The following is a 25339-nucleotide window of genomic DNA, read 5'->3' on the forward strand; positions in this document are numbered from 1 at the left end:
CCGGGTCTCAGCTCACCGGCACCTTCAGCTTGTCCCAGCTGGCCTTGCCCGGGATGCCGTCCGCGTCCCTGCCCCGGAAGTGCAGCTTGTGCTGCCAGGCCTGGTAGGACTTGCGGTCGGCCTCGGTCCACTCGGGGCTCGGCCCCTCCTCGTAATGGCCGCAGCCCTCGGCGACCAGGCGGTGGCCCATCGCGGTGATGATCGGGGACTTCTGCCCGAGGTGGAAGAAGTCCGCGCCGGGGAACGGGATGTACGACGGTTTCGACGGCGTGGGCTTCGGATCGGGTTGGGGCTTCTTGCCGCCGAGGCGGTCGGCGATCTGCTTGCGCATGCCGTCCATGGTGAAGCCGCGCGGGTCCTGCTTGCCCGGCTGCCACTCCTTGTGGCCGATCACCGAGCGCTCGCTCCAGCCGTGGTGGCGGCAGATCGCGGCGGCGACCTTCTCGATGGCCTCCTTCTGCACCTCCGGCCAAGGGTCCTTGCCGTTACCGAGGTTGATGCACTCGAAGCCGTAGAAGTGCCGGTTGCCGTCGGTGTCCGCCTCGTTGTCGCCGGGCAGCTTCGACTCGTTGATCACCGCGCGCAGGACGTCGCTGTCGCCCAATCCGGCATGGTTCGCACGGCCGTTGCCGACTAGGTGGATCTCGCCCTTCTTGTCGATCACACCGTGGCAGAGCGGGCCGGGCAGACCCGAGTAGCCGTCGTAGCAGATGTCGACGGAGGCCGCGGTGCCCGAGGTGACGGTGTGGTGGATCATCACGCCGTTCACCGGGCCCCAGGGGCCCTTCGTGTTGCGGTTGTGGGAACGCCAGTTGCGGACCTCGTGGACCGTCAGGCCCTCCGCGCGCAGGAGTTCCACCATCTTGGACGCGCCGATCGGCTTCGCCATTACCGGTTCCCTTCCTCCGAGGCCTCCGCTTCCGCCTGTGCCGTGGTCTGCGACTGGCCGTGCGAGGGATCGGCCTCCGCGGCCTCCTCCTGACGGCGGGCCTGCTCCTCCGCCGCCAGCGTCGCCTCGCTCGCCGCGGGAACGCTGCTGGCCAGCGGCCCGAAGGCGTAGCGCAGGTCCACGGTGCTGCCCTCGCCCTTGACCAGGGCGAGCGGGGCGAAGCCGCGGACGATGCCGAACGGGGCCTGGAGGAGGGGGCGGCGGGCCGAGTCCGTGGGCCACTCGACGCTGCCGGTGGCGGTGCGGGCGGGGATGATCCAGTGGTCGCCGGTGCGGTAGCCGACACCCTTGGCGAAGTAGACCTCTACGCCGTCCTCCAGGGGGAGCCATTCGCCTTCCGTGATGGCTACGGCCCCGTGCTTGAGGGCTGACGTACGGCCCTTGCGCTTCGGTCCCTCGTGGTGGTCCCAGCGCCGCAGGAACGGGTTCAGGTGAGGCAGGCGGCCGACGCCGGGCTCCGGTTCGGCGGACAGGCGGACCCGACGGCCGGGCAGGTCGAGTTCCTCAACTCGCAGCAGGGGCAGGGCTTCCAGCCGCGAGGCGTAGGCCGTGTCCGTGAACTCCACGAAGTCGCCGACGTCCAGGTCCAGCTTGTCGTCGTGCCCGAGGGACGCCAACTGCACCCACGTTCCATCGAGTTCGTCGACCGGGAAGACCACCGAGCCGTTCTCCCGCGACCACTTGAAGGTGGCGTCCTTCGCCTCGCCGCCGGCGTGCACCTCGACCCGGTAGAGCTGGTTCTCCGGGCCGCGGTAGCGGGCGTCTGGCCTGACGAGACAGGGATCCTCGTCGGCGTGGTCGGGGCGTTCGCTGCGGGCGGCGAGGCGGGCGGTCGGGGCCTGCGCCGTGGCCCACTTGTCGAACGCGGCGCGGACGACCTCCTTGGACGGGTCGGTCTCGTCGATCGCCAGCTCGGCCAGGGAGAGCGACAGCACCTGCCATACGACCTTCACGCGGGCGGCCGTGTCGGGCATCGCGGCGCCGAGGGCGACCTCGCGCAGCGCCGGGTCCTCGGCCGCGCTCACCGCCCGCTCCCACACCTTCAGATAGGCGACGAACGGCGACTGGGCGGGCGAGGGCAGCCGGTCGCCGGGCTTCTCCGGGTCGCGGAAGGCGTCGGGCTGGTCCCAGTAGGTCCAGAAGGCGGGCGGCTCGGCCGTGTCCTCGGCGTCGTCCTCGTCGGGCACCGGAACGCCGGGCGCGGGGCGGTTCGCGTCGAGGAGGATGCCGTCGACGTAGTAGCGGCCGCCGTGGATGTACAGGGTGTCGATCTCGTGCCTGCCGCCCACGTACTCGATGCGGAAGCCCGCCGCGTCACGCGGCCCGCCGTGCCGGCCGATCAGGTCGGCGACGAGGGTGCGGGCCTGGTGGAGCTGGATCGCGGTCTGCTCGTTGGCGTCGGCGTCGAGCTGGACGCGGCCCTGCTGGGCGATCACCGCCGAGTAGTGACGCTCCGGGCGGAACGTGAGGCGGGAGAGGTCAGCGTGCATGAAAGGGGTCCCCCTGGTTCAGGAAGTGTGCGTAGGTCTGCGGGTGCGCTCAGGTGACGAAGAAGATCCCGGCGTCGGTGCCCGCGGGCGTGTACTCCGCGAGCCGCGCCCTGAGTCCGTCCTCGCGCTGCGGCCGGTACAGGTCGTGGTAGGCGCCCGGTTCGGCCCCGTCGTCGGCGCCGCGCCGTAGCTCCTCGGGGCAGCGGTCGGCCAACTGGGCGTACCAGGGCGTCCCGTAGCGCACGGAGGTGAACAACGGGCCGGGCTGCGAGGGGCTTCGGTGCCTGCGGGGCGTACGGGATCCGGCAGGGACGTACGAGTAGCGCAGGCAGCCGATGCCGCGGCGGGCCACGTGCAGTTTGCCGGTGAAGATCGAGTTCTCGGCGATCTCCACGGCGTGTGTGTGGACTTCGCCGATCACGGTGGTGCGGTGGGCGTGGAGCACGGCGTGGGCGAGGCGGCAGTCCGGCGCGGACAGGGCCTCGCGGTCGTGGCCGGTGGCGTCGAGGACACTGTCGCGGAGGTGGATGTCGAGGGGGTCCTCTGAGACTTCGTCGCCGATGACCTCGATGGTGCCGAGGACGCTGTGCTCGATCTGGAGGCAGGCGGTGGTGCGTTCCAGGATGATGCTGGGTTCGTCGGGCGAGTGCGGCTCGCACTCCGGTTCCAGGGACCAGCCGGGCACGAGGGTGCTGTGGCGGACGACGACGGCACCCATCGGACCGGTGACGTTGATGCCGCGTCCGGCGACGAGCAGCCCGTCGAGGACGACCCGCGGCCGCTCGTGCGGGGCGCAATCGTCTTCTACAGCACGGATGTTGAGGGCGTCCGGGCGGTTGCTGTACCAGTCGAGCAGGCGGATCACCGGCCGGGTGCCCTCGGCCGCGCGCAGTTCGAGGCGGTCGCCGGGGTCGAGGTCGAAGTCCAACTGCTCCTGGTAGGCGCCGCTGTGGGTGATCTCGATGATGCCCTCGGGCCCGGTCCGGTCCGCGCGCCGGTCGTGCTGCCAGGCCCGGTAGGCGTCCATGATCTGGCGGTACGGCTGTCCCGGGCCGACTCGGTAGAAGGCCGCGTCGGGGCGGGCCACCCGGTCCGGCCTCTCGTACTCGCCGCCGCCCATGTCGGTTCCGTACGCGTAGTGGTAGTCCACCCACACGCCCTGCCGGGGCGCCGACCGGGACCCGAACGCGATCCGCCCGAGCTCCGGGTCCACGGCGACCTGGCCGCGTTTGGGCCGGTAGCGCCAGTCGGACAGGTCGGCCACCACGATGTCCTGGGGCGGCACGGGCCGGTCCTCGCCGTCGCGTCGGATGCAGAGGCTCTTGCCGGGGCCGTAGTAGTCCAGGAGCCGGTCGTGGAGGAGGCGACGGGTGATGAACGCCGGGACGTTGTCGACGGCGGCGATGTGAGTGGGCGACGGCTCCGGGACCGGCTTGGTGACCAGCGGGCTGTCGTTGCCGAGGATCGAGAAGGTGTAGAGGTTGCGGGCTCGGTCGATGCAGTAGGCCGGGGAGGACGTCAGGGAGTGCGACTTCAGCCGCCAGACGAACAGGGCGACTCCGGCCGGGCTCCAACCTCCTTGTTTCTTACGGGACTCGGCGCGGCGTACGTCGACCGTGCGGGCCGCCGTGTCGAACGGGCTGCCCGCGAGGGCGAGCGCGGAGCCGTCGCGGAGGTCGAGGAGGCGACCCCTGTCCCTTTGTAGTTTCACCGACTGGTTCTGGGCGACCAGGCGGGAGAGTTCAACGGCCCGGGCCGACCAGCCCGCGACCTGCTCCGAGATCTCCTCCAGGAGGTGCAGGGTGCCCTTGCGGCGGCGGTTGGCGACGGTCGCGGCCACGTCGGCGCGCGGGGCGACGGCCTCGGCGAGGGCTTCCCGGCCGCCTTCGTGCAGGCCGGTGGTGAGGACGCGTTCGTAGCCGGGGAGGGTGCGGTAGCCGACCAGGTCGCCGAGGTACGGCAGCACCCAGGGGGCGGCCGTCTCCACGAACAGGTCCTCGTAGCCCTGCTGGACGCCGTCGCGGACGCGGTCGAGCTGCTCGGCGATCACCGCGAGGAGGGCGCGCAGGGGCTCGCCCTCCTCGGCGTCGCGGAGGAGATGCCAACGGGGCAGGAGGGCGGCGAGGCCGTCTGGTTCCCTTGCCGCAGCCGGGGCTGTGGTGTCCGACTGGACATCCGCCGAGTGCGCGGTCATCACTTGACCTCCGTCAGGATCAGGGTGTCGGCGGCCTTCGGGGACAGCAGCGCGAGCTGCGCCGGGCGGATGCCGCGGAAGACGTACACCGTCCGGCCCTTGGCGAGGCGCCGGGTGTCGGTGATGTCGGGGTTGAGGCGCAGGAGTTCGGCGAGCGGGACGCCGTGACGGGCGCAGATCTCGGTGAGGGTCTCGCCGTTCTCGGCCCGGACCGTGTGGGTCTTCTCGTCGTACGTCGCCGGGTGTGCGGGGACGGTCTGCTTGGGCTCGCCGGGGTTGGTGAGCAGTTCGGTCAGCTCCTGCGGGGTCGCGGAGGCGGGGATGCCGGTGAAGACGTCCACGTCCATGTAGTCGACGCCGGGCACGGTGTGGGCCGTGGCGAGGAGTTCGGACAGGCGGGCCGGTTGGCCCAACTCCCGTCCGTCGTAGCCGAGTCGGCGCAGGATGGCCTGGCGCAGGCGCGGCTCGACCGTCTCCCAGGCGTGGTCGTGCGCGATCTTCACCTTGGCGGCGACGAGCAGGAGGACCAGCTCGCGTACGTCGACGCGGACCGGGAGACCCGGGTCGCCGAATTCGGTGAGGGCGCCGCGCAGGGGCCGTAGGGTCTCCTCCGCGATCGGCACGTCGTCGGTGCCCGCGACCGTGACGTGCAGCACGCGCCGCCGTCCGTCGAAGAGTTCGCGTGCGGCCGCTCGGCCGATGCCGGCGCGGGAGCGGGCGAAGTCCTCGTAGTCGGCCTCGGAGACCAGCCGGTCGAGGGCGGAGACCGCGAGGGGGATCGTGCGGCGGGTCAGGCCGGGGCCGTCGGCGTCCGCGCCGCCGGTGGCCGGGCGCGGGTTGGTGACCGCAGTGACGCCGAGCGGGCGGGTGAGGGGCTGGGTGATGCGGTCGGCGGCGACGTTGGCGGCCCGCCCGGTGCCGAAGCGGTAGCGGGCGTGGACGTTGTCGTGGCCGGTGGGCAGGCGGGCGCCGTGGACGCCGTCGCCGAAGGTGACCGTGGTGCGGCCGTCGGCGGTGGAGCCGGTGATGTAGACGCGCTCGCGCGGGCCGCGTCCGGCGAGGCTGTCGACCTCGTGCCAGAGCACACCGTCGACCCGGATCTCCAACACCGGCGTGGCACCGAGGGGGTTGTCGTCGGCGAGCCAGGTGAGCGGCGACTGCCAGAGTACGAAGGTCTGGCCCACGCGGTCCGAGTCGCCGCTGCCGATGGCCTCGTCGCGGCTCTCGCCGTGGGTGGCCCGGACGACGTTGCCGAGGATACGGACGGACTCGCGGCGGTAGCGGTACGCGAGGTCGCCGGTCAGGGTGAGCCGGGTGTGGACGCGGTCGCCGGGGAGCTGGGGGTCCGCGGCGGGGTCGGCGGCGGCGATGGTGACGACCTCGGTGGCCGGGACGGCACCCGGCAGGTCGCTGCGCTCACCGCTGACGACGAGGGTCCGTCCGGGGGCCAACCCGTCGTACAGCTCGGCAAGTTCGATCTCGTTGCCGTGCACGTCCTCACCGAGCGGTTCGTCGGCCAGGCGCAGCGGTTCGCCCGCCGCGTGCACGGTGGTGTCGCGGATGTGGGAGAGGAGTACGTCGAACTCGTCCAACCAGTCGTTGGCGAGCGTGAGTTCGGTGCCGCGCCCGGTGATGCCGTAGTTGGTGTACGCCGCCGTACGCTTCGCCATGACCTGGGTGGTGACGAAGGCCAGCTTGGCGTCGCCGGGGATCTGGTCCCCCTTGGCGGGCCGCTGGACGGCGACCCAGCTGCCGACGGTGATCCCGTCGTGCACGCTGTCCAGTTGGAGCACCTTGCGGTTGACGGGCTCGGGCTTGCTGGCGATGACGATCTCGACGTTGGGCTCGGTGCTGCCGATCGTATAGCGCAGGCTGACCTCGTACTCGCCGTGGGTGAACTGCTCGTTGGCGCCCGGGCGCAGGGCGATCTCCTGCGCGGTGCCGTTGTGGATGCCCACGTGGACCAGGCCGTCGTCGTCGGGCCGGGACACGAACAGGGTGCGCTCGGGCAGCCCGCTGCGGAGGCGGACGGTGACGCCGGGGTCCTGGGAGTCGGTCGGCCGACGGGTCGGCCCGTTCAGGTCGCGGTCCTGCCCGGAACGGGTCTGAAGGTCGACCTGCCCCGGCCCGAGCGCGAAGGACACCTGCTGGGCGAGCGGCAGGGTCACGGCCCGCTGGTCGGAGCTGCCGCCCTCGATGTACTGGAAGTCCGTCCGCACCGGCACCTTGCCCGCGGTGTCGTAGGCGACCCGGACCCCGGCCAGCACGGCCCCGGTGAGCGGCCAGTCCGCGGAACGGATGACCCGCCCGCGGTCGTCCTGGACCGGCTTGAGAGGAGCGGTGGCCCCGAAGGGCGCGGTGGTGACCCGCATGGCGAGCAGCTCACGGAGGAGCGGCGCGGCTCCGGGCACGGCGGCCTTGCGCCAGGCCGGGTAGAGGGTGCGAAGGGAGGGGTTGAGGGTGGAGAGGAGGCGGGCGGGGTCGGCGGTGGGGCGGGGGGCCGCGCCTTCCGATGCCGGGGTGTCGGCCCGCAGGGCGGGGAGGATGCCGGCCAGTGCCTGGAGAGCGGCGGCGCGCCGGTCTTTCAGGGGCGCGGGGCTGTATCGACCTGCGGCTCCGCCGCGGGGCGCGACCAGCCCCAACGGCGCGGCAGACGACCGACTGCCTTCTGTCTGCGCAGGCGCCAACTCCAGTGCCCGCTCAGCAAGTTCCCCAAGCACCGCCTCCAACTGCTCGAACCAAGCGGCGACATCCTCATAGGGATCGGCCAACACCTGGGCCTCACCGAGACGGGCGACGGGCTCCGCGAGCCGCTGGGCGAGGCTCTCAGGCGTCTCGATGCCGTCCAAGTCATCCCGCAGCGGCGCCAGCACCTGATCGTCGATGTCCTCGATCAGCCGACTCACCGGCCGCGGATTGGGCACTTCGGGCGTCGGCGGCTCATCCCCGGGCTCCCCCGGCACCGCAGGCTCGGCGACCCACCGCCGCACTTCGTCCACGAGCTCCTTGAGCGTCGCCGGCGCCGACTTCGGCAGCGAGATCGCGGTGATCTCCTCGTCCCGGTCGACCCGTGTCTTCGCGACCGGCAGCAACAGCCGCTGTCCACCCGCCTGTTCCCCGAAGACGAACAGCAACTGGTCCCCGGTCCGGAGCGAGTTCGCCGTACCGTCGACGAACAGCTCCGACCGCCGCTCCAGATCCGCGGGCGTCACCGACGACGGCCGGCGCCGACGCACCTTCAACTCGTTCCAGTCCCAGCGAGCCGTCAGATCCGCACTGGTCTCGAACGTGAGGGACTGCTCATCGGCGGACGCGGGCACGCTGTGACTACGCGCTCCCCTCGGGATGAGCACCGGCAGGGTCTCGGCGCGCGGATCACGTTCCAGGCTGTACGCGAGATAGGTGGACGCGGCGACACCCGGCCGCGGCCGGTGCCCCACCAGCCTGCCCAGCAGCACCAGCGACCGGTGCTCGTTCGCCGTACGGACATACGCCTCGTCGGCGATCCGCTCGGAGTGGAAGGTGAGCAGGTCACCGAGGACGGCGGTGGCGTCGAGCAGGCCGATCGCCGGGTCGTCCGGGGTGCGGACGGTGAGCCCGTTCAGGGCCGGGTACGCGGGTGAGGCGAGCCGGTCGAGCAAGGCCGCCAGGAAGGACCCGTACTCGCCGACGCGGTAGTCGAGGGCGGTGCGGCCGGGTGGGTTGTGGAGCGGGGCGGGCGCCAGGCGCTCGTCGTGGCCGCCGCAGCCGCATTCTTCAGACGCGCACATCAGGCACCTCCCAGGGATATCGCCAGCAGGCCGTTCTCCGGCCGGTCCGGGTCGTTGTCGCAGGTGGCGATCTCCAGCGGGCCGAGCCGCAGCACGCCGTCCTCCCTCTCTCCTCGGTCCTGCTCGGACAGCCTTTGGAAACGGGTGACTTGGACGCCCGTCACACCGGGCACGGCCGCCGCGGCGGCGACCAGTCGGCTGAGCCGGACGGGTTCGCCGAAGGTCAGCGCGTCGGGGTGGAAGAAGCCGTGCCGTCCGTTGCCGAGCACGCGGTACAGCTCGGCGAGGATCTGCCCGTGCTGGTGACCGGGGGCCGCGCAGACGCTGAGCGCGATGTCCAGCGGGACGAGCCTGGCGGGCCCGACGACGAGGTCGTGGCCGATGCGCCGGTACGCCTCCAGGGACTGCTCGACGTGCGCGAGCAGTTCGGCCGAGGGCTCGGCGTCGCCGTACGCGTCGATCGCGATGTGTGCTTCCTGGACACTGCCGGTCCAGCGGAGCGCGGCTGCGGCCCGCTGGACGCCGGGCAGCAAGCTCGCGAGGGCCGCGTAGTCGTCGGCGGTGACCGCGCGCAGGCGGGTGCGGCGCAGGTCGAGGGGGGCCAACTGGCGCACCTGCCCGACGGGTTCGGGTTCCGCGCCGCCGACGGCGGGCAGGGGATTGCGTACGACGACGGCGGGCGGCTGTGCGCAGTCGCTGTGGATGACCAGGTGGTTGATGGCCTCCGCGCCGATGTTGCCCGCGCTGCCGCCGCCGAGCCGGTAGTGCAGGGCGAGCCGGGCTCCCGGGGTGGGCCGGGCGCCGTGCCGGCCGTCGCCGAAGCGCAGGGCGAGGCGGCCGTCGTTCTCCAGTTCGCCGACGAAGTGCCGGTCGCGGGGACCGCTGTCGAGCAGGTCGCGGCGCGGCGACCAGGTCTCGTCGACGCGTACGGCGGGCAGTGCCCGGCGCGGGTCCTGGGTGAGCGCGGCGGTCGCCGGGCCACGGAGTACCGGCTCGTCGGGGTGGAGCCCGGCAGCGTACTGCGGGCCCCAACTGTGCGCGATCTCCCAGGCGATGTGCGGGTCGAGGACCGTGCCCGCGCGGGCGCGGGCCGCGAGGATCTCGACGCGGCGGAGTTTGCCGTCGAGCAACCGGTCGCTGCGGTACAGGAGTTCGCGCAGGGCGCGCACCGGGTGGCGGCGCAGTTCGAGGCGTTCGAGGACGTGGAGGCCGTAGACGAGGGTGAGTTCGGAGATCTCCTCCTCGCTCAGGCCGTCGCGGTCGCGGGCGCTGCGCCACAGGTCGACAAGGCGCTGCCGGATGCGTCCGGGGATCGCGGCGATCCGCTCGGCCTGTCCGGCGGCGACCGTGGCCGGCTCGGGGTACGGCACCGCTTGGACGACCGGGGAGCGGCCGAGGACGGGGCGGAAGCGGGGGGCGATGCCGGGGTAGACGGACTGGGCGAGCAGGGTGCGCAGGGCGGCGGCCTGGGCGTACGACGTCCCGGGGACGACGCGTTCGTGCCGCTGCCCGGCCCGCTCCAGGCCGAGTCCGGCGCGTACGGTGGCGGCCTCGCCGACGGTCTGGAACAGCTCACGGATGTCGTCCGGTACGAGCGACTCGCCCGACTCGGCCTTGTCCGTCAGGGAGTTGATGAGCCGGGCGGGCGCGTTGCCCTCGTCCCGGTCGCCGCAGCCGAAGGCGGGCGGGGCGCAGGGGGCGACGACGGCGGGCTCGGGCGGGACGGTGACCGTCTCGGGAAAACCGTGGAGGGTGCGGCCGTGGTCGACGAGGACGACGTTGCCGCGGGCGAGGGTCACGTCCTCGACGGGCAGGCAGTCGCGGCCGGCCCGGGCGGTGAGGCAGAACGGGAAGCGCAGGGCGTCCTCGGCGGCCCAGGTGACCTCCAGGACCGGCTGGTCCTCGATGCGGTCGACGGCCGGGCGGACGGAGGTCAGACGGACGGCCTGGCGGTGGGCGGGGTCGGCGTCGCCGGGGGTACCGGTGCGTGGGCCCCGTACCTCTTCGAGGACCAGCAAGTCGCCGGGCTTCAGGTCGAGTTGGCGGTCCTTGCAGGTCTCCCGGTCGCGCCATTCGTCGCGCAAAGTGGCCGAGGTCGCGCCCTGGGGGAGGGTGCCGACCTCGCCGCCCCAGGTCCACAGGCGGATCGCGTTGTGGGCGACCTTCAGCTCCAACGGGTCGGCGGCGACGACCGGTTCGAAGACCTCCACCGAGCCGCGCTCGTCCAGGTCGCCGAGGTCATTCTCGTCGATGACCGTGCCGGGCTCGGGGCGGTCGTGCGGGTCGAGGGTGCGGACGTCGACGGAGGCGAAGCGGAAGGTGCCCGGGGCGAGGGTGATGTCGCCGGCGCTCTCGACGGTGACGTACGCCCTGGCCGTGCAGCCGTCGTGCATCGCGTAGTCGATGAGCCGGAGGTGTCGCCGTACGGAGACCCGGCGGCGGGCGGTGTCGAGGTAGGCCTCGGTGGCCACCGCGTCCTGCTGGTAGCTGATCTGGTCGCCGGTGTACGCGAGGAGCTCGACGAGGGTCATGCCGAGGTCGGCGGGGTTGCGCTCGACCCAGTCGGGGGTGGTGAGGGCGAGCCGGTCGAGGAGCAGCTTGCGGATGGTGTCGTGGTCGCGGGCCGTGTAGTCGACGACCGGGGCCTCGGGGAAGCTTTCTGGGTGTCCGTCATCTTCCTTGCAGTCGAAGGGAGTTGGGCAGTCGGGGCGGAAGGAGAAGGTCGCGGTGTGGTAGCGCTGGTCGAAGCCGCGGAAGGGTTCGGTGCCGGGGCGGCCGTACGGGTCGGTCTCGACGAGCGAGAGACGGTAGCGGGAGGTGTCGCCGGCCTGGTCGAGGGTGACGTAGAGCTTGTCGTCGAGCTCGGGGTCCTCCTCGCGTTCGACGCTGAGGTCGACGGCGGTGATGCCGGTGATGCGGCGGCCGCCGTCGATACGGACGTTCTCGGGCCCGAGGCCGTGCGGGGCCTTGCCGAGGAAGGTGACGGTGAGGAGGAGGCCGTCGTCGTCGACCTCCACCGCGTCGATCCCGTTGAGCTGGGCGGCTCGCACCTTGGCCCGGCGGGTGGTGGTGCGGGTCATGCGGGTCGTGGTGCCGGTCATGAGGCCCTCCCCTCGAAGAGGTCGTCGCGCAGGGTGCCGGTGGCGCGGACGACGTACGAGAGATGGACCCGTACGACGTTGTCCTCACTGTCTATGTCGAGCGCGACCACCTCGATCAGGTCGCCGAGCCAGCGCTGGAGGGAGGCCTGGACGGACAGTTCGAGGGTGCTGACGAGTTCCGGGCTGTTCGGGGCGAAGACCAGGTCGAGGAGTCCGCAGCCGAAGTCGGGGCGCATCACGCGCTCGCCGGGGCTGGTGAACAGCAGCTGTTCGACGAGGTCGTGGACGTGCTCGCCGTGTCCGGCGTGCGCGGTGCGGCCCCGGCGGTCGGCGTGGAACGGGAACGCGATGTCGGAGCGCGTGCGGGCGCGTGGGCTCATCGGACCGTGACCTTTCGCTGTGCGGCCTGGACGACGGGCGGTCCCTGCGGGACGAAGGCCGCGGTCAGGCACTGGGCCGCGGAGGTGTCGAGCAGTACGGGTTCGCCGCCGACCGTGACGCCGCTGCCGCCGGCGGTCCAGCGGACCGCGACGCACGGCGAGGGCACGCGGTCGACGGTGTGGGGGCAGCCCGTGACGACGTACGCGTGGGCGGCCGTGGCGACGACGGCGCCCCCCGCCCGTACGCCTCCGGAGGGTGTGGTGGCGGCGGTGACCCGGCCGCCGTGCGGACAGCCGATCACGGCGCCCGCGTCGAGCAGACTCCCGGACAAGATCTTCCCCCGTTGTCTATCGCTTGGAGAGGACGGTCAACTGGCCCTCGTTGATGGTCACTTCACGGCCGCGCAGGATGACCTCGGCACCCGCTCCGGTCGCGATGACGACGGCTTCCTCGGTGATGCGGATGTAGGCGCCGCCCTGGGCCTGGAGCAGGATTCCCTGCTCGGCGCCGGCGGTGTCGTTCATCACGATCTTGTGCGCGGCCGGTGTCTGTACGACGACGGGCTTGTTCGGCGAGTTCGCCTGGAGCTCGCGGCGGGCGTCGGGCGGCAGTTCCTCGGCGGTGCCGTACCAACACCCGGTCCACACCGGGAAGCTGGGGTCGCCCTGTTCGAACTCCACCCACACGCCCGCGCCGGGCGGCGGCACCACGAACTGCCCCGACTCCGGGCCGGTGAACGGCAGGCAGGGCAGCGCCCAGGTGGACGGCTCGTCACCGAGGACGTCCGGGACCTCGACGGTGACGCGGCCGATCCGCAGGGGGTCGTCGTTGCTGACGACTCGGCCGCGGAACTTGCCGAGGTAGCGGTTGCTGGGTGCCGCCATGGTGAGGAACTCCCGGTGTGTGTCGCTGTTGTCGGGGCGCGGTGTGTTCTGGCTCGGTGTGTTCTCAGGGCCGTACGTAGTCGCTGCGGGCTTCGAGGCCCTCGCGCGAGATCGTGAAGTTCTGCTGGAATGAGCCCGGACGCAGGGTGTGCGTCACGGACTTGACGTAGTAGTCGCCGTCGTACGCCCGTCCCGCGCCGCGCACGCCGACCAGTTGCCGGGGCTGGAGGATGTAGCCGTGCCGGTTGACGTCGAGTGAGCCGGAGCCGGTGATGACGTCGGCGGAGACGGCGGCGCGGGCGAGCAACTCGGCCTCGGCCTGCTCGCGTTGCTGCTTGGCCGTGCCGGAGAGCGTCTTGCGCTTGAGGGCCGGGGTGGGCCGCTTGCCGAGGGGCGGGCGCAGGGGGCTGATCGCCGGCTGGGGCAGCAGCGTGGACACCCTGGTGCCCGGGTCCTGCCAGCGGGCCTGCGGCTCTTCGCGGGCCGTGCCGTCGTAGGCGAACGTCAGTTGGTCGACGGTGGAGTTGGCGTCCACGTTGACGTTGAGGGCGTGCTGGCGGATGCCGAGGCGGACTTCCGGTCCCCAACGGGCTGAGGACTGGCCGGGGTTGGGACCGGGCTCCAGATAGAAGGTGTAGCCGTTGGCCTGGGCCAGCTCGGTGACGTACTGGAGGTCGGTGCCCGTCTGGTAGTGGACACGCAGGTCCTGGTGCGGGGGTTGGGCGATCTGCTCGGTGTAGACGTCGGGCCGGATGCCGTAGTCGGAGTAGCGGCGCAGGATGTTCAGGACGCGCTCGGAGGGCGGCAGATTCGGGTACCGGGCGGTGCGCTCCTCCAGGTCCAGCAGGAGGGTGAGGTCCTCGCCGGTGACGGTGAGGGTGGAGTGTCCCGGCTGGTTGCTGGCGCCGACCTCCTGGCGGACGATCAGGCCGTCGAAGAGCACGTCGAGGGTGCCGCGGACGCTGACGGTGACGATGATCCGGGTCTTCGGGTCGAAGAACCCCTCGGGCAGCAGCCGCCGGTTGATGATCCCGTTCTTGGTGAGGTCGAAGGCCAGCTGGAAGCCGCTGCGCTCCCCCGCCGTGGCGGTGATCTGCGCGGACAGCAGCGCCTCGGTGACCTCGGCCGGGACCGGCCGGGCGAGCTTGGGCCCCATGAGGAGCGTGATGTGGACGGGACCTTGTCCGACGGGCAGATCAAACACGCCGGTCTCCCCTGCCGCTGGGGAACCCGCCGGCGAGCGGGATGTCGATGACGCGTCCAGCCTCGTCGGTCAACTCCCGTGGATCGAGGACGGGGTTGGCGTCCGCGATCTGCCACCACTGCCCGGGCTCGCCGAAGTACCGCTGGGCGAGCAGGTCGACCCGCTCGCCGCCCCCCACCACATGTTCCTGCGTCTCCTGCTGGTCCAGCGAGGGCAGCAACCGCCGCTTGGCGTACCGGACTTCGGTCCCGCCGGCCTGACGGTGGATGCCGATCTCGGCGTCGTGGTACCGGCTGCCCCGCGAATAGGGATGGGCGCCGGGTATCGCGCCCAGGGCGTTCTCGTACGGCTCGATGTCGGCCATGGTGTGCTGCTCAGCCCCTTCCGCTGAATGTGCCACTGAGCCCGAGCGCACCCAGCCCGGCGCCCCGCGCGGCGGCCGCGAGCCGCTCCTTCTGCGCGAGGTGCGCCATGTACAGGTCGGCGCCGCGGTGCCCTGCGGGCAGGTCGCTGACGGTGAGGATCTTCATCCCGATGCCGAGGGAGGCCCGGATGGGATTGAGGTTCACGTCGAAGGCGGACTCGTTCACGGACAGCTCGGTCAGCCGCACGGGCATGACCCGCTTGCTCCCCCAGGTGAACAGCGTCAACGGCATCTCGATCGGGCTGATCTCGATGGTCCCCTTCTGCGACAGCCGGCTGGCGGCACGCAGCTGCTCGGTCGTCGGCTGCACCAGCATTTCGAGCGTGGCGAGTTGCGGGTGGATCCCGTCGGGCGCGGCCACCTCGAACTGGTCGGTCGCGTCGATCTCCGCGGTGAACTTCCAGGTCTCCTGGGCGGGGCCCTTGAGCCGGAGAGCCTCGTTTCTGTCCCCACCACCACTGCCTCCACCGCCGGAGTCACTGTTGTCTCCGGCGGACTGGGGGGCGAGGCTGCGCTCCAGCGTGTCAGGGTTGAACTGGAGCACGACGACACGTTGGGGGGCGCCGGTGCCGGGGTCGACCACGACTATGCCGGAGCGGATAGGCTTGGGGATGTTTCGGTACGACATGATTCTCCTTGGGGTGCGACCTCTTGCACGGGTCAATCGGTGCCGAAGCGGTGGAATCCCTCCAGGAGGATCGCGGAGTTGTGCCGAATGAACTCCTCGGGATCGTTCTGTCCGATCTCCTCGACCAGCGAGATCAGCTCCGGCCACCCCAGGTATCCCGTGGCGACAAGAACTGCCTGCCGCAGAGCGGGATCCGAATCCTGTGCCAGTGACCGGAGCAGGGAGATTTCTTCCTGCCGGTCGTCCGATGTCGCCGAGAGAGCGGCAGCGTAGACGGCGACAAGTTTCTCGTCCCGAGAGCTCGCGCGACCCATGGCAGCCACGGCGTCTTCGAAATGCCATACGGGGCACGCTTCTTCGATCTCGCCGATCACCCGATCCCTATTGTCGCCGTGCACGGTGAAGTAGAAGAGGGCGATCGGTCGGTCTTCGACCGATCTGATTTCCGTCCTGCCGTCCACTGTGGTCCACACGTCGACGACCACGTCCGCGGCCAGGTCCCCGGCATCGACCGCATTCCAGTCCAGATCCCAGGCGAACCTCTGAATGTCGTCGGAAGTCACCCCGGGAGCTAGCACAATTCTTTGCTTCGCGTTCGTCATGATCTGGGCCCTTTATTGCAGCGAGTAGAACTTTTCGAGTGCCTTCTGGACTCTATCCCGGCCGGCTTTCAGCGCTTCGTCCTCGGTATCCCCGACGATGCCTTCGTTGTTGGTCACCGCTGCGGCCCATTGCTGGGCGAGTTGCTCCTCGCGGCGCACCAGCTCGTCCCGTTCGGCCCCGGTCCCTCCTTGGGAGGTCGTTCCTGGATGCCTGCCGCCCTCCACCGCTGCCACACCTCGGGCGGCCCTTGGGGCCCCGATCATCGACATCGGGAACCGGCCTCGCCCTCCGGGCGCCTCCGTTCCCTCGTACTCCGTGAAGGCCTGGCTCCACGTCATACCGCCGCGCTGCGGACCTCGCTCGACCATCTGGGTTGTCATCGCAGCGAAGCCGAGATTGGCCGGATTCCTCACCGATTCCCGGACGAACATGAGCCAGGTGGCATTGCGCAGCAACCTCCGGTTCGCTCTGCTGAGGCTCGGCGGGAGGGTGCCCGTCCTCACATACGTGCGCATGTAGTTCGCGATCCGGGCGTCCGTCAGACCACTCTTCCGCATGAGCTCTGCGATCTCCGGATAGGTGCCGACTCCCCGAGTGAATGCGTTGACGGCGCCTGGCCTGTTCCACTCTGCGACGTTCTCGCGTTCACTACCGAAGCGGTACTGCTCGTCCTTCCACAACGGCGGATTGAAGGCATTGATCTCGACCTTCCTGCCACCCGGGAGGGATATTGTGAGGTTTCTCGCGCGTTCCCTGAGATAGCGGACCACGGCTGGTACGTCCCTCCCACCGGAGACCTCCAGCGGGTGCGTGTTCCTGAACCGTGCCAGAAGTCCGGAACGTGACCGATGCATCTGTTGCGCACGCTCCTGCACGTCGGGCCGGCTCACGAAGGTCTGCACGAGTTCATGAACGATACGGCGTATATCGGCCCCGGTGAGCCGGAAGCCCCCACCGGCCAGAGCCTCCGGATTGAGTACGGCACGGATGTCGAAAGCTCGCGAACTCGCCGCGTCCAGTCTGGTCAGTCGATACCACAGGCGCATGGCCAGCAGGACGGCATTGAGCGCAATGCCTGTGGTCCCGCGTCGCAGCAGGTTTGCGATACGAGGGCGGATCCGCGCGACGATCCTCGCGAGCCGCGCCTCCTTGGACTCCTTCGACTTCTCGTCCTTGCGCCTCTGGTCCTGCTTCTGCCTCTTCTGCTCCTGCTGCTGCCTCTTGTGGTCCCGCAGCCGGTCCTTCTTCTTCTTGAAGAGGTTCCGCAGCTTCGACGCGCCGTTCTTCAGCGCCTTGCCGACCTTGGACTTCTTCAGCTTCCTGCCGAGGGTCTTCGCCGCGTTGCCGACCTTCTTCAGGGCGGACTTGACGGCACCCTTGGCCTTCGCAAGGGCCTTCGCGGCCGGGGACTTGGGCTTCTTGGGCCTGGTCGGCTTCGGGCCCTCGATCTCCTTCTGCTTCTTCTTCGGAGGAGTTGCGGGAGCCTTGTCCCTGGCCGGGCCCCGGTCCTTGTCGGGAGTCCTGTCCTTGTCCGGACCCTGGTCCTTGTCGGGTTTCTGTTCCTTCGACGGATCCCGATCCTTGTCGGGCGTCCGCTCCTTCGGCTTCGTCTCCGCCGCGTCCGGCTTCTTCTCCGGCCCCTTGGGCGTAGCCGTGTCCTTCGGCTTCACAGGGGACTTCGGGTCGGGTGAGGGCCTGCCCTTCGGCTTCGGCACGGTGCCAGGCCTGGACAGCGCCTGCTTCGCCTTCCGCATCGCCCCCCGCGCCGAATTGACCGCCGCCCCCGCCGCCTTCTTCGCCCCGCCCCCGACCTTCTTCAGGCCCTCCATGATCTTCTGGGACATGGCCTTGAGCCGCTTGCCGACCCCCTTGGTCGCCGAAGACAGCTTCTGGAGAAGGAAGTTGGTGATGAGGTCGAGCAGGGCCACCACACCCGCGGCGACCGCCTCCGCGAACAGGCATGCCGCCGGGCCCGCCTTGACCGCCTTCAGATACGCCCAGAACTTCCCGAACGCGGCCAGGATCGAGCTGATGCTCTGCCAGGCCGCCATCAGGCCCTGGACGATCGTGAGGATCGCCCCGGCCGCGGGCACGATCATCGAGACGACCTTCTCGATGACCAGGGAGGCGATCATCATCGGGAGCGAGGCGATGATCGCGTCCCACGCCATCTTGCCGATCTGCTTCATCGACACGCAGCCCTTGACCAGGACGTCGATGACCGCCTTGCCCAGGCCGAGGATGCCTTCGACCTTCGTGTCGAACCACCCCTTGACCGCCACCTTGATGGCGCCCCAGAGGTGGTCGGTGATGCCGGTCTTGGCCGAGCTGCCCGCCTTCGAGATCCAGCCGCCCGGGTCGGGGGCGATGTCCGCCACCAAGGCTGCGAACTTGCCCAGCGCCTCGACCGCCGCCTGGGCGAACTTGATCGCACCCTCGATGATGGCCTGGAAGGCCTTGATGGCCGCCTTGACCCCGGCTTCCAGGACGTCCAGCAATGCGTTCAGGCCCGCCGCGAGCGCGTCGAGCAGCCTGTTGACGGCCTTCTTCAGGCCGTCCGCCAGCTGGTTGACCGTGGCGATGGCCGCGTCCCGCATGCCTTCGATCGCCTTGCGGAACCTGTCGCGCAGTTCGGGGAATGCCGCGAGGAGTACGTCGCCGATCGCGATCAGGACGTCGGCGAGCGCGTTGATCGCCTTGACGGCCAGGTCGCGGACGAAGTCGATCGCCGCGTTGGCCCACTCCTTGAACTTGTCGATGATGCCGTTGACGAGGGCGCGCGCGGCCTCGAACACCTTGGTGACCGCTTCGAGGAGGCCCTTGAAGAAGTCGCCCACCTTGTCGGCGACCCAGCCGAAGAAGCCGCCGGACGGCTTCTCCTCCTCCTTCTTCTTCTCGGCCTCCTTCTCGGCGTTCTCACGCTCGGTGTCGATCTGCGCGTTGTCCTTGTCCTTGCGCTCGGCGACTTCCTTGTCCTTGTCGTCGCGCGCCTTGACGATCTCCTTGTTCTTCTTGCCGTGCTCGTCCTCGGACTGCTTGTCCGCGTCTTCGGCCTTCTTGTCCTGCTCGGTCCGCCAGTCCTCTCGCTGCTTCTGCGTCTCCCGGGCGACCCGGCCGCGTTCGGAGGTCTGCTTCTCGGTGTTCTGGGCGACCTCGCGGTCGATCTCGGTCTGCTTCTCCTGCTTGGACTGCTGCTCGCTCTGCTGGTGTTCCTTCTCCTTGGCGCCGAGGTCACCCTGCGCAGTGCCGGCGGCACCGGTGATCTCGGAGCCCTTCTCCTGCTTGGCGACGGCGCCTACGCCGTCCTTGGGCTTGGAGGCGGCCTTGAGTGCGCCGCCCTTGCCGCGCTTGCCGCCACCGGAGGCCTTTCCGGTGAGCTGTTCCCGCGGCGCGTCGGGGAAGATCTGGTCCTCGCCCATGGGTTTGGCCGCGTCGTCCCGACCGGTCCGCTGGATGTCGGACTGCTTGTCCTTCAGCGCCTTGGCCTGGTCGTCGGTCCGCGTCGGGTCGCTGGCGCCCTCCAGCCGGATCTTGGGGGCAGGTCCGACCGTCTTGTTCTGGAGTTCGGGGTCGGTCGTCGGCACGGCGTTGGCCGCGGCCTCGATGTTCGCGGCCTCGGCCTCGCTGAGCCCCTTGTCGGGCGCGGCGGGAGGCGGCGGCGGAGGCACGTCGTCGGTGGGCTTCTTGCCCTGGGCCTTCTCGCTGCCCTTGGCCTTCTGCTTCTCGCCCTGGTCCTTCGGGCCGAGCTTCTCCACCTTGCCGGTGACCTGAGCCGCCGCGGGGGCGGCCTCGGGCGGCGCCGAACGCGTCTCGGGCGCACCCGAGGGACGCTCCTTGGTGGGCGGGGCCGCGTCGAGCCGCTGCTGCTCCTCGCCGATCTTCCTGTCCGCGGCCTTGTCGACCCCGGGCATGGCGGCAGCGGCCTGGTCGGGCGCCAGCTTGCTCACGGTCTGCACGGCGGCCTTGGGGTCCTGCCCCGAGACGTCCGGCGGCTCCTGCTCCTTCTCTTCCGCCGCGGCCTCGCCACCGCCGCCACCACAACTGCCTTGACCGCCCTCGTCCTTCTCGGCGGCGGGTTCGGGCGGTGCGCAGCCTCCGCCGTCCTTCTCCAGGGACGCCTCGGGCCGGGGCGTGGCCGTCTCGGTGGCGGTCTGGCCGGGCGTGGCGGTCTGTTCGGCGGCGGGGCTCACCGCCGCCTGCGCGGCGGACGGCGCGGCACCGGGTCCGGCTGCGGTCGTCGGCCCGGCCGTCCGCTCGGCGGCGCCCACGGGCCCAGGGGGTACGGCACCGGGCCCGGACTCCTTGGGCACACGGCTCTTGGCCTGCGGTGCCTCGCGCTCGGGCCGGGGCGGTTCGGCGCCGCGCCGGGCGGCGGGAGAGGGATTGCGGTCCTCGACCGGCGTCTTCGGCGTCTGCGCCCCGGCCGGCTTGGACACGGCCGCCGCGACCGGGGACGCGACGGGCGGCGCCGGGGCCTGGACGGCCGACTGCGGCTGTACGGCCGTACGGTCCCGCTGTTCGCGGCCCTCTACCCGAGCGTCCTGCGCATCCTCGGCGTCCGGCCGCTCGTCGTCGCCGCCCGCGTCATCCGCATCGGAGTCGGCGTCCTTGGTCTGCTCCTGCTCCTGCTCCTGCTCGGGATCGGGTTTCTCGGCCTCGGGCTCGGCCCGTTCCTTGTCCTGGGTCGCGAGGTCCGGGCCGACCTCCTGGTCGAGCGGCTTCTCGGTCTCCTGCAGGTCCTTGGTGCTGCGGTCGCGGGTCTGGGCGGCGGGCCCGTTCTCGGGCTGCGGGGCCTCGCCCTCGACGGGTCCCTCGTCCTGGCCGGGGGCCTTGGGCTCGGGTCCGGCCTCTGCGTCGTCGTCGGACCGCTCGCCTTCCTGCTTCTCCCGCTCCTGCTCGATCTTCTCGGCCTTGGTCGGCGGCGGAGTGGGAAAGGACGGCAGGGACGGCTCGGCGGCGCCCGGTTCGAGCCGGTCCGCGGTCGGTACGGCGGACAGGGCGAGGTCGGCCTCGGGAAGGTGGTCCTCGGGCTTGATCTCGGGCTCGCGCTCGGCGCCCGGGGCACCCCCACCCTCGTCCTCGCCGCCCGTGACCTCGTTGTCGGCGCCCGCTTCGAGACCGAGCGGCCGCTCCTCCTCGCGCGGCTCGGCCTCGGCGCCGCCGTCCTCATCCTTGTCGTTCAGCCCGTGCTCGGAGAGCGCGGAATCCGGCTGTTCAGCCCGCTCGTCGACCTTCTCCGGGCGTACGGCGCCGGGCTGGGCCTTCTGCTTCGGGTCCGGCTCCTCGTTCCTGGACCCTGCGGCGGGCTGCGTCTGGTCGTCCCGGCGCTTGCGCTTGTCGGCGCCCGGCGCGCTCGCCTGCTGCGGGTCGGCCTCCTCACGCTCGCGCTGTTCCTTGCGCTCCTCCTTGGCCTGCTCGGTGCCCTCCTGCTGCCCCTGGGCGTGCTCGTCGGCGGCCTGGTCGGTGCGGTCGCGGTCCGCGGCGGCCTGCTCGTCCTCCTGCTGCTGCTCCTGCCGGTCCTGCTGCCGGGACGCGTTGCGCTCGTCCTCCTGCTCGGTGCGCTGCGCGGCCTCCTGATCCTCGGTGGCGGCGTCCGCACGGGCCCGGCTGCGGTCGCTGCCGCTCTTCTCGTCGCGCGCTCTGGCGTCCTGCTGTTCCTCGCGCTCGTCGGTGGCGCGCTTGTCATCGGAACTCCGGTCGGACTCCTGCTTCTTCTTCCACTGGATGCGTTCGACACCGAGTGCTTCGAAGAGGTCGATCTCGGGCAACGGAACGTCGGCGGGCTGCAGTTCGACGGGACCGGGACGCGCCTCGTCGGCGAGGTCCAGGAGACGCTCGTACTCGGGCGTCAGCAGCCGGGTCTCCAGGCGCTCGACGACCGCGTCCTCCAACTGCTCGGACATCCGCGCCAGTTGGAGGCGTACGCGGCCGGAGGCGTCGGTGGGGTCGCCGCGCAGGCTGCGCAGCACGTTGCCCGCGAGCCGGTCGACGAGGGTCGCCGGGTCGACGGCCTCGGCCCGCATCCGGTCGGCGTCGACAGTGGCGTAGCGCAGCCAGCCGGGGGTGGCCTGTCCCTCCTCGACCTTCGAAGCGTCCTGTGGTGCGGATTCCGGAGCGCCGGACCGTACGACCGCCTGGGCGGCCGCTTCCGCCTCGCGCTCGATGGACTGCTGCGGCAGGCTTACGGCGCCCAGCTCACGCCCGGCCCGCAGCGCGCCCAGGCCATGCGCGTTCTGCACGGTGTGGTGCAGCTCGTGGGTGAGCAGGCGCCGGCCCTCGTCGGTGCCCGGCTTGAAGGCACCCTCGCGGAAGAAGACGTCCTGGCCGACGGCGACCGCGTCCGCCCCGAGCAGCTCTGTCAGCTGACCTGCGTCGCGGCCGGTGTGCAGCCGTACGCGGCTCAGGTCGTGACCGAGCTGCTCCTCCAACTCCCGCCGTACGCCTGGGTCAAGGGGCTGACCGGCGCCGCTGACGATGTTCTTCGGCTCGGGCGTACGGGACTTGGCGGCCCGCTCCTTGCGCTTGCGACGGCGCTGTTCGGCGGACTGCTCCGTACCAGCCTGGTGGCTCTGCGAGTTCACCGGGTCGCCTCCCCGTGACCGCTCAACCCTTCGTGAACGGCCCGGGCCAGTTCCTGTCCGAGCCGTCGCGCGGACAGCCCGGCGGGCAGCGGGGCGAGTCCGGTCAGCGCGTCGACGCTCAGCGCGCCGTTCGCCGCCAGCGGTACCCCGTGCTCCCGTACCAGCCGGGTCAGCTCACGCTCGAAGGCGGCGGAGACCCGCTCCGGATCGGCCCGGAATCCGTCGAGTACCAGCTCGCCGATCTCCACGCGGATCGCCGAAACCCCGGAGTCCCTGTTCACACCCATCCGCGCACCTCCGCCGGCGTCAGCGAGCGCTCCAGCTTCAGGTACTCGGTACGGGCGGCGGCGAGCATGTGTCGCATCTGCAGCGGGTCGCCCTCCTCGGCGGCGAGGAAGGCTCCGGACAGGGCGATGTTGCGGATCGAGCCGCCGGCGACGGTGAGTTGGGCGAGCAGCGCGGCGTCGATGTCCTTGACCGGAGCCTGCGGCGGCAGCACCCGGCGCCAGATCTCGGCCCGCTCGTGCTCGGCCGGGAAGGGGAAGTCGACGACGAAACGAATGCGTCGCAGGAAGGCCGTGTCGAGGGCGTTCTTCATGTTCGTGGTGAGGATGGCCAGACCCCGGTAGGCCTCCATCCGCATCAGCAGGTAGCTGACCTCCAGGTTGGCGTACCGGTCGTGGCTGTCCTTGACCTCGCTGCGCTTGCCGAACAGGGCGTCGGCCTCGTCGAACAGGAGCAGCGCGCCGCCGCGTTCGGCGGCGTCGAAGACCCGGCGGAGGTTCTTCTCGGTCTCACCGATGTACTTGCTGACCACCTGGGAGAGGTCGATGACGAACAGGTCGAGGCCCAGCTCCTTCGCCATGACCTCGGCGGCCAGGGTCTTTCCGGTGCCGGAGCCGCCCGCGAACATGGCGGTGACGCCCAGTCCCCGACGCAGAGTGGCCGCGAATCCCCACTCCTGGTGGACGGTTGCCCGCTGCCGCACATGCGCGACGATCTCCCGAAGCACGCTCGTCTGCCGCTCATGCAGCACCAGGTCGTCCCAGCCGGCCTGCGGCTCGATCCGCCGCCCCAGCTCGTCCATGCCGATCCGGGCCTCGTCGAGCCCGGCCCGCCACGCGAGTTCGGCGGCGTCCAGCTCCTCCTCGTGCGGCAGCCGACGCCGTACGGTCGCGGCCGCGGAACGCACGACGTGCGGCGGCAGCTGGAACTGGGCGACGAGGGAACGGAGTTCGCGTTCTCCCAGTTCGGTCTCCTCGAACGCGCCCGCCCACAGACCGAGTTGCTCCTCGTCGTCGAGCCGCGGCACCACCACCCGCGCCGCGTACGACCGCTCCGAACGCAGCGGGTCCTCACTCGACACGACCACCGGTACGGCGGCCCCGGCCAGGAACGACTCGGTCGCCGCCCGCTGGTCGCGGTCCAGCTCGGCCACCTCGACGAGCAGCGCGGCGGGCAGCAGGATCGCCTCGCGCTGCCACAGCCGGGCGAGCCGGTCGCGCTCGGCGGGGTCGGACGGGACGTCCTCGGCGCTCATGGAGTAGAGCCCGAGCCCCGAGCGGGCGGCCGCGGCGGCGGCGAGGTCGGCCCGGCTGCGCGCGTCCCCGCCGGTCAGCTCGACCAGCGGGGTGTCGGTCCCGTTCGTCCAGCCCTCGGCGAGCCGGGTCGCGGCCAGGTCGTACGACGGCGACAGCGCGTCCGGCACCGGAGTGCGGCGCAACTGGCCGTGCAGGCGGGCGTCCAGGTAGGGCGAGGTCAGCAGGAAGTGCAGGATGCGCTCGTCGAGCCGGAGCCGGGTCATGGTCAGTCGTGACTCGTCCTCCAGCTCCACGATCCGCCAACGCCTCAGCGGCGCCACCGGCGTGAGCGCACTCCAGTGCGGCTCGGCCAGCGCCGCCAGGGCGAGCGAGAAGGTCGGGTACGCCCGCTCGGGATCCCCGCAGGCGGCGGCACAGCGGGCGGCGGCCGTGGGCTCCAACTCCTGGGCAGCGGTGAGGAGTACGAGGTCCCGCTCGAAGGAGGTGAGCCCGAAGCAGGCGACGAGGGCGTCGAGGGGGGTGGCGCCGGGGCCGGTGAGCACGGGAGTGCCCGCGGACGGCTCCGTGGAAGCCGTCTCCGTACCACCGGAGTGTGCGGCATGGCCGTCGACGCGAGCCAGGACACGCCGGATCTCCGCGTTCAGCGTCGAGCTTCCGTCGTCCACACCCGTTCCGTCCGTCCCCATGTCCTCACCCGCCCCCGTCGTCTCCATGTGGTCTCAGCTCTCCGTGCTCTCGTCGCGTGGCGCCGGCTGTGCCGCCTTGCTCGGCCGAGTGGTCTTGCGCGTGCGCGCGGGAGCCTTGGCGGCGGTCTTCGCAACGGCCTTCGCAGGTGCCTTCGCAGGTGCCTTCGCCGTCCTTTTCGATCTCGCTCCAACTACCTCCGCCGGCGCCGATTCTGACGGCTCCTCAGCTGTGGGCTCGTCCTCCGGAGGAACCGGCGGCACGAACGGCACGACCCGTACCTCGGGCCGCTCCACCGGCCTGCCCGGCACCGGGCTCTCCCGGCCGTCGATGAAGACGAGCGCCGCCTGGTAGACCACGGACAGCGCGTACGGCGTCTGGTAGAGCATTCCCCACAGCTTCGACGTCTCGTCGACGTCCATCACCGTCGGCGTGAACCGCACTCGCTGCGCCGACTCGGCGAGATCACTGGCAGCGAGGTACGGCCGCTGCTCACGGGCCTGTTCGATGACGTCCTTCGGCAGGATCGGGATCTCGTGCAGCGCGCGGACCACGGAGCCGATCAGCCGCTGCCCGACCAGCTCCGTCTCGTCGCCGTACGCGGTGATCAGGAAGTGCAGGTCGAGCGCCGCGGCGGGCCGCTTGACGAGCGTGCCGTCGGCCGCCCGGGTCGGCAGATCGTTGCCCCGCTGCGAGGTGTTGGGCGTGACCTGGTACAGGAAAACGGAGATGGTGGGGTCGCTCGGCGGGTCGGCCGACGGCTTGCGTGGCTCGACCTTGACGGCCATGTCTGTCTCCGGCCCCAGGTTGGACTCGATCAGCAGGGCGAGGGCCTGGGTGACATGGGCGAGGGCAAGTGCGTTGCTCATGACGTCGGTTCCTCGGTTCCTCTCGTCCTACTGGTC

Annotated in this window: 16 protein-coding genes; all 16 read right to left on the bottom strand. The window is 71.1% G+C overall.

The annotated features are described in order from the left end of the window. Positions 1-7: 7 nt before the first annotated feature. Positions 8-889, bottom strand: a complete 882-nt coding sequence (locus QF027_RS10525) for a peptidoglycan-binding protein (RefSeq protein WP_307074098.1) — start codon at positions 887-889, stop codon at positions 8-10. Next, the gene (locus QF027_RS10530) at positions 889-2439 is read right to left on the bottom strand and encodes a DUF6519 domain-containing protein (RefSeq protein ID WP_307074100.1); all 1551 of its coding nucleotides are present in this window, start codon (positions 2437-2439) and stop codon (positions 889-891) included. Before QF027_RS10530 ends, QF027_RS10525 begins: the two co-directional genes overlap by 1 nt. Before the next feature lie 49 nt (positions 2440-2488). Beyond that, positions 2489-4633, bottom strand: a complete 2145-nt coding sequence (locus QF027_RS10535; RefSeq protein ID WP_307074101.1) for a hypothetical protein — start codon at positions 4631-4633, stop codon at positions 2489-2491. Further along, positions 4633-8403, bottom strand: coding sequence for a putative baseplate assembly protein (locus QF027_RS10540; RefSeq protein WP_307074103.1), 3771 nt, complete (start codon positions 8401-8403; stop codon positions 4633-4635). Before QF027_RS10540 ends, QF027_RS10535 begins: the two co-directional genes overlap by 1 nt. Further along, the gene (locus QF027_RS10545) at positions 8403-11504 is read right to left on the bottom strand and encodes a putative baseplate assembly protein (RefSeq protein ID WP_307074105.1); all 3102 of its coding nucleotides are present in this window, start codon (positions 11502-11504) and stop codon (positions 8403-8405) included. The genes QF027_RS10540 and QF027_RS10545 overlap by 1 nt, the downstream gene beginning before the upstream one ends. Further along, positions 11501-11884, bottom strand: a complete 384-nt coding sequence (locus QF027_RS10550) for a GPW/gp25 family protein (RefSeq protein ID WP_306983834.1) — start codon at positions 11882-11884, stop codon at positions 11501-11503. The genes QF027_RS10545 and QF027_RS10550 overlap by 4 nt, the downstream gene beginning before the upstream one ends. Next, positions 11881-12216, bottom strand: a complete 336-nt coding sequence (locus QF027_RS10555; RefSeq protein ID WP_307074106.1) for a hypothetical protein — start codon at positions 12214-12216, stop codon at positions 11881-11883. Before QF027_RS10555 ends, QF027_RS10550 begins: the two co-directional genes overlap by 4 nt. Positions 12217-12232: 16 nt before the next feature. Continuing rightward, positions 12233-12769, bottom strand: coding sequence for a phage baseplate assembly protein V (locus tag QF027_RS10560; RefSeq protein ID WP_306983831.1), 537 nt, complete (start codon positions 12767-12769; stop codon positions 12233-12235). A gap of 64 nt (positions 12770-12833) precedes the next feature. Further along, positions 12834-13973: a hypothetical protein gene (locus QF027_RS10565; RefSeq protein WP_307074108.1), complete on the bottom strand. Its 1140-nt coding sequence runs from the start codon at positions 13971-13973 to the stop codon at positions 12834-12836. Further along, positions 13966-14337: a hypothetical protein gene (locus QF027_RS10570; RefSeq protein ID WP_307074110.1), complete on the bottom strand. Its 372-nt coding sequence runs from the start codon at positions 14335-14337 to the stop codon at positions 13966-13968. Before QF027_RS10570 ends, QF027_RS10565 begins: the two co-directional genes overlap by 8 nt. 10 nt (positions 14338-14347) lie before the next feature. Next, complete coding sequence (locus QF027_RS10575) at positions 14348-15025, bottom strand: hypothetical protein (protein WP_373431014.1); 678 nt, start codon at positions 15023-15025, stop codon at positions 14348-14350. A 32-nt stretch (positions 15026-15057) separates the two neighbouring features. Further along, positions 15058-15627, bottom strand: coding sequence for a HEAT repeat domain-containing protein (locus QF027_RS10580; protein ID WP_306983825.1), 570 nt, complete (start codon positions 15625-15627; stop codon positions 15058-15060). 12 nt (positions 15628-15639) lie between these two features. Continuing rightward, positions 15640-22209 (bottom strand): eCIS core domain-containing protein, encoded by a 6570-nt coding sequence (locus QF027_RS10585; RefSeq protein WP_307074112.1) that lies wholly within the window; start codon positions 22207-22209, stop codon positions 15640-15642. After that, positions 22206-22496 carry a hypothetical protein gene (locus QF027_RS10590; RefSeq protein WP_307074114.1) on the bottom strand — a complete coding sequence of 97 codons (291 nt, stop codon included), beginning with the start codon at positions 22494-22496 and terminating at the stop codon, positions 22206-22208. Before QF027_RS10590 ends, QF027_RS10585 begins: the two co-directional genes overlap by 4 nt. Continuing rightward, a complete protein-coding gene (locus QF027_RS10595; RefSeq protein ID WP_307082340.1) occupies positions 22487-24436 on the bottom strand; it encodes an ATP-binding protein in 1950 nt (649 codons plus the stop codon). Before QF027_RS10595 ends, QF027_RS10590 begins: the two co-directional genes overlap by 10 nt. 33 nt (positions 24437-24469) lie before the next feature. Then, complete coding sequence (locus tag QF027_RS10600; protein WP_307074116.1) at positions 24470-25303, bottom strand: DUF4255 domain-containing protein; 834 nt, start codon at positions 25301-25303, stop codon at positions 24470-24472. Between the last annotated feature and the right edge of the window lie 36 nt (positions 25304-25339).

It is taken from the genome of Streptomyces canus, assembly GCF_030816965.1.
GTDB lineage: Bacteria > Actinomycetota > Actinomycetes > Streptomycetales > Streptomycetaceae > Streptomyces > Streptomyces canus_E.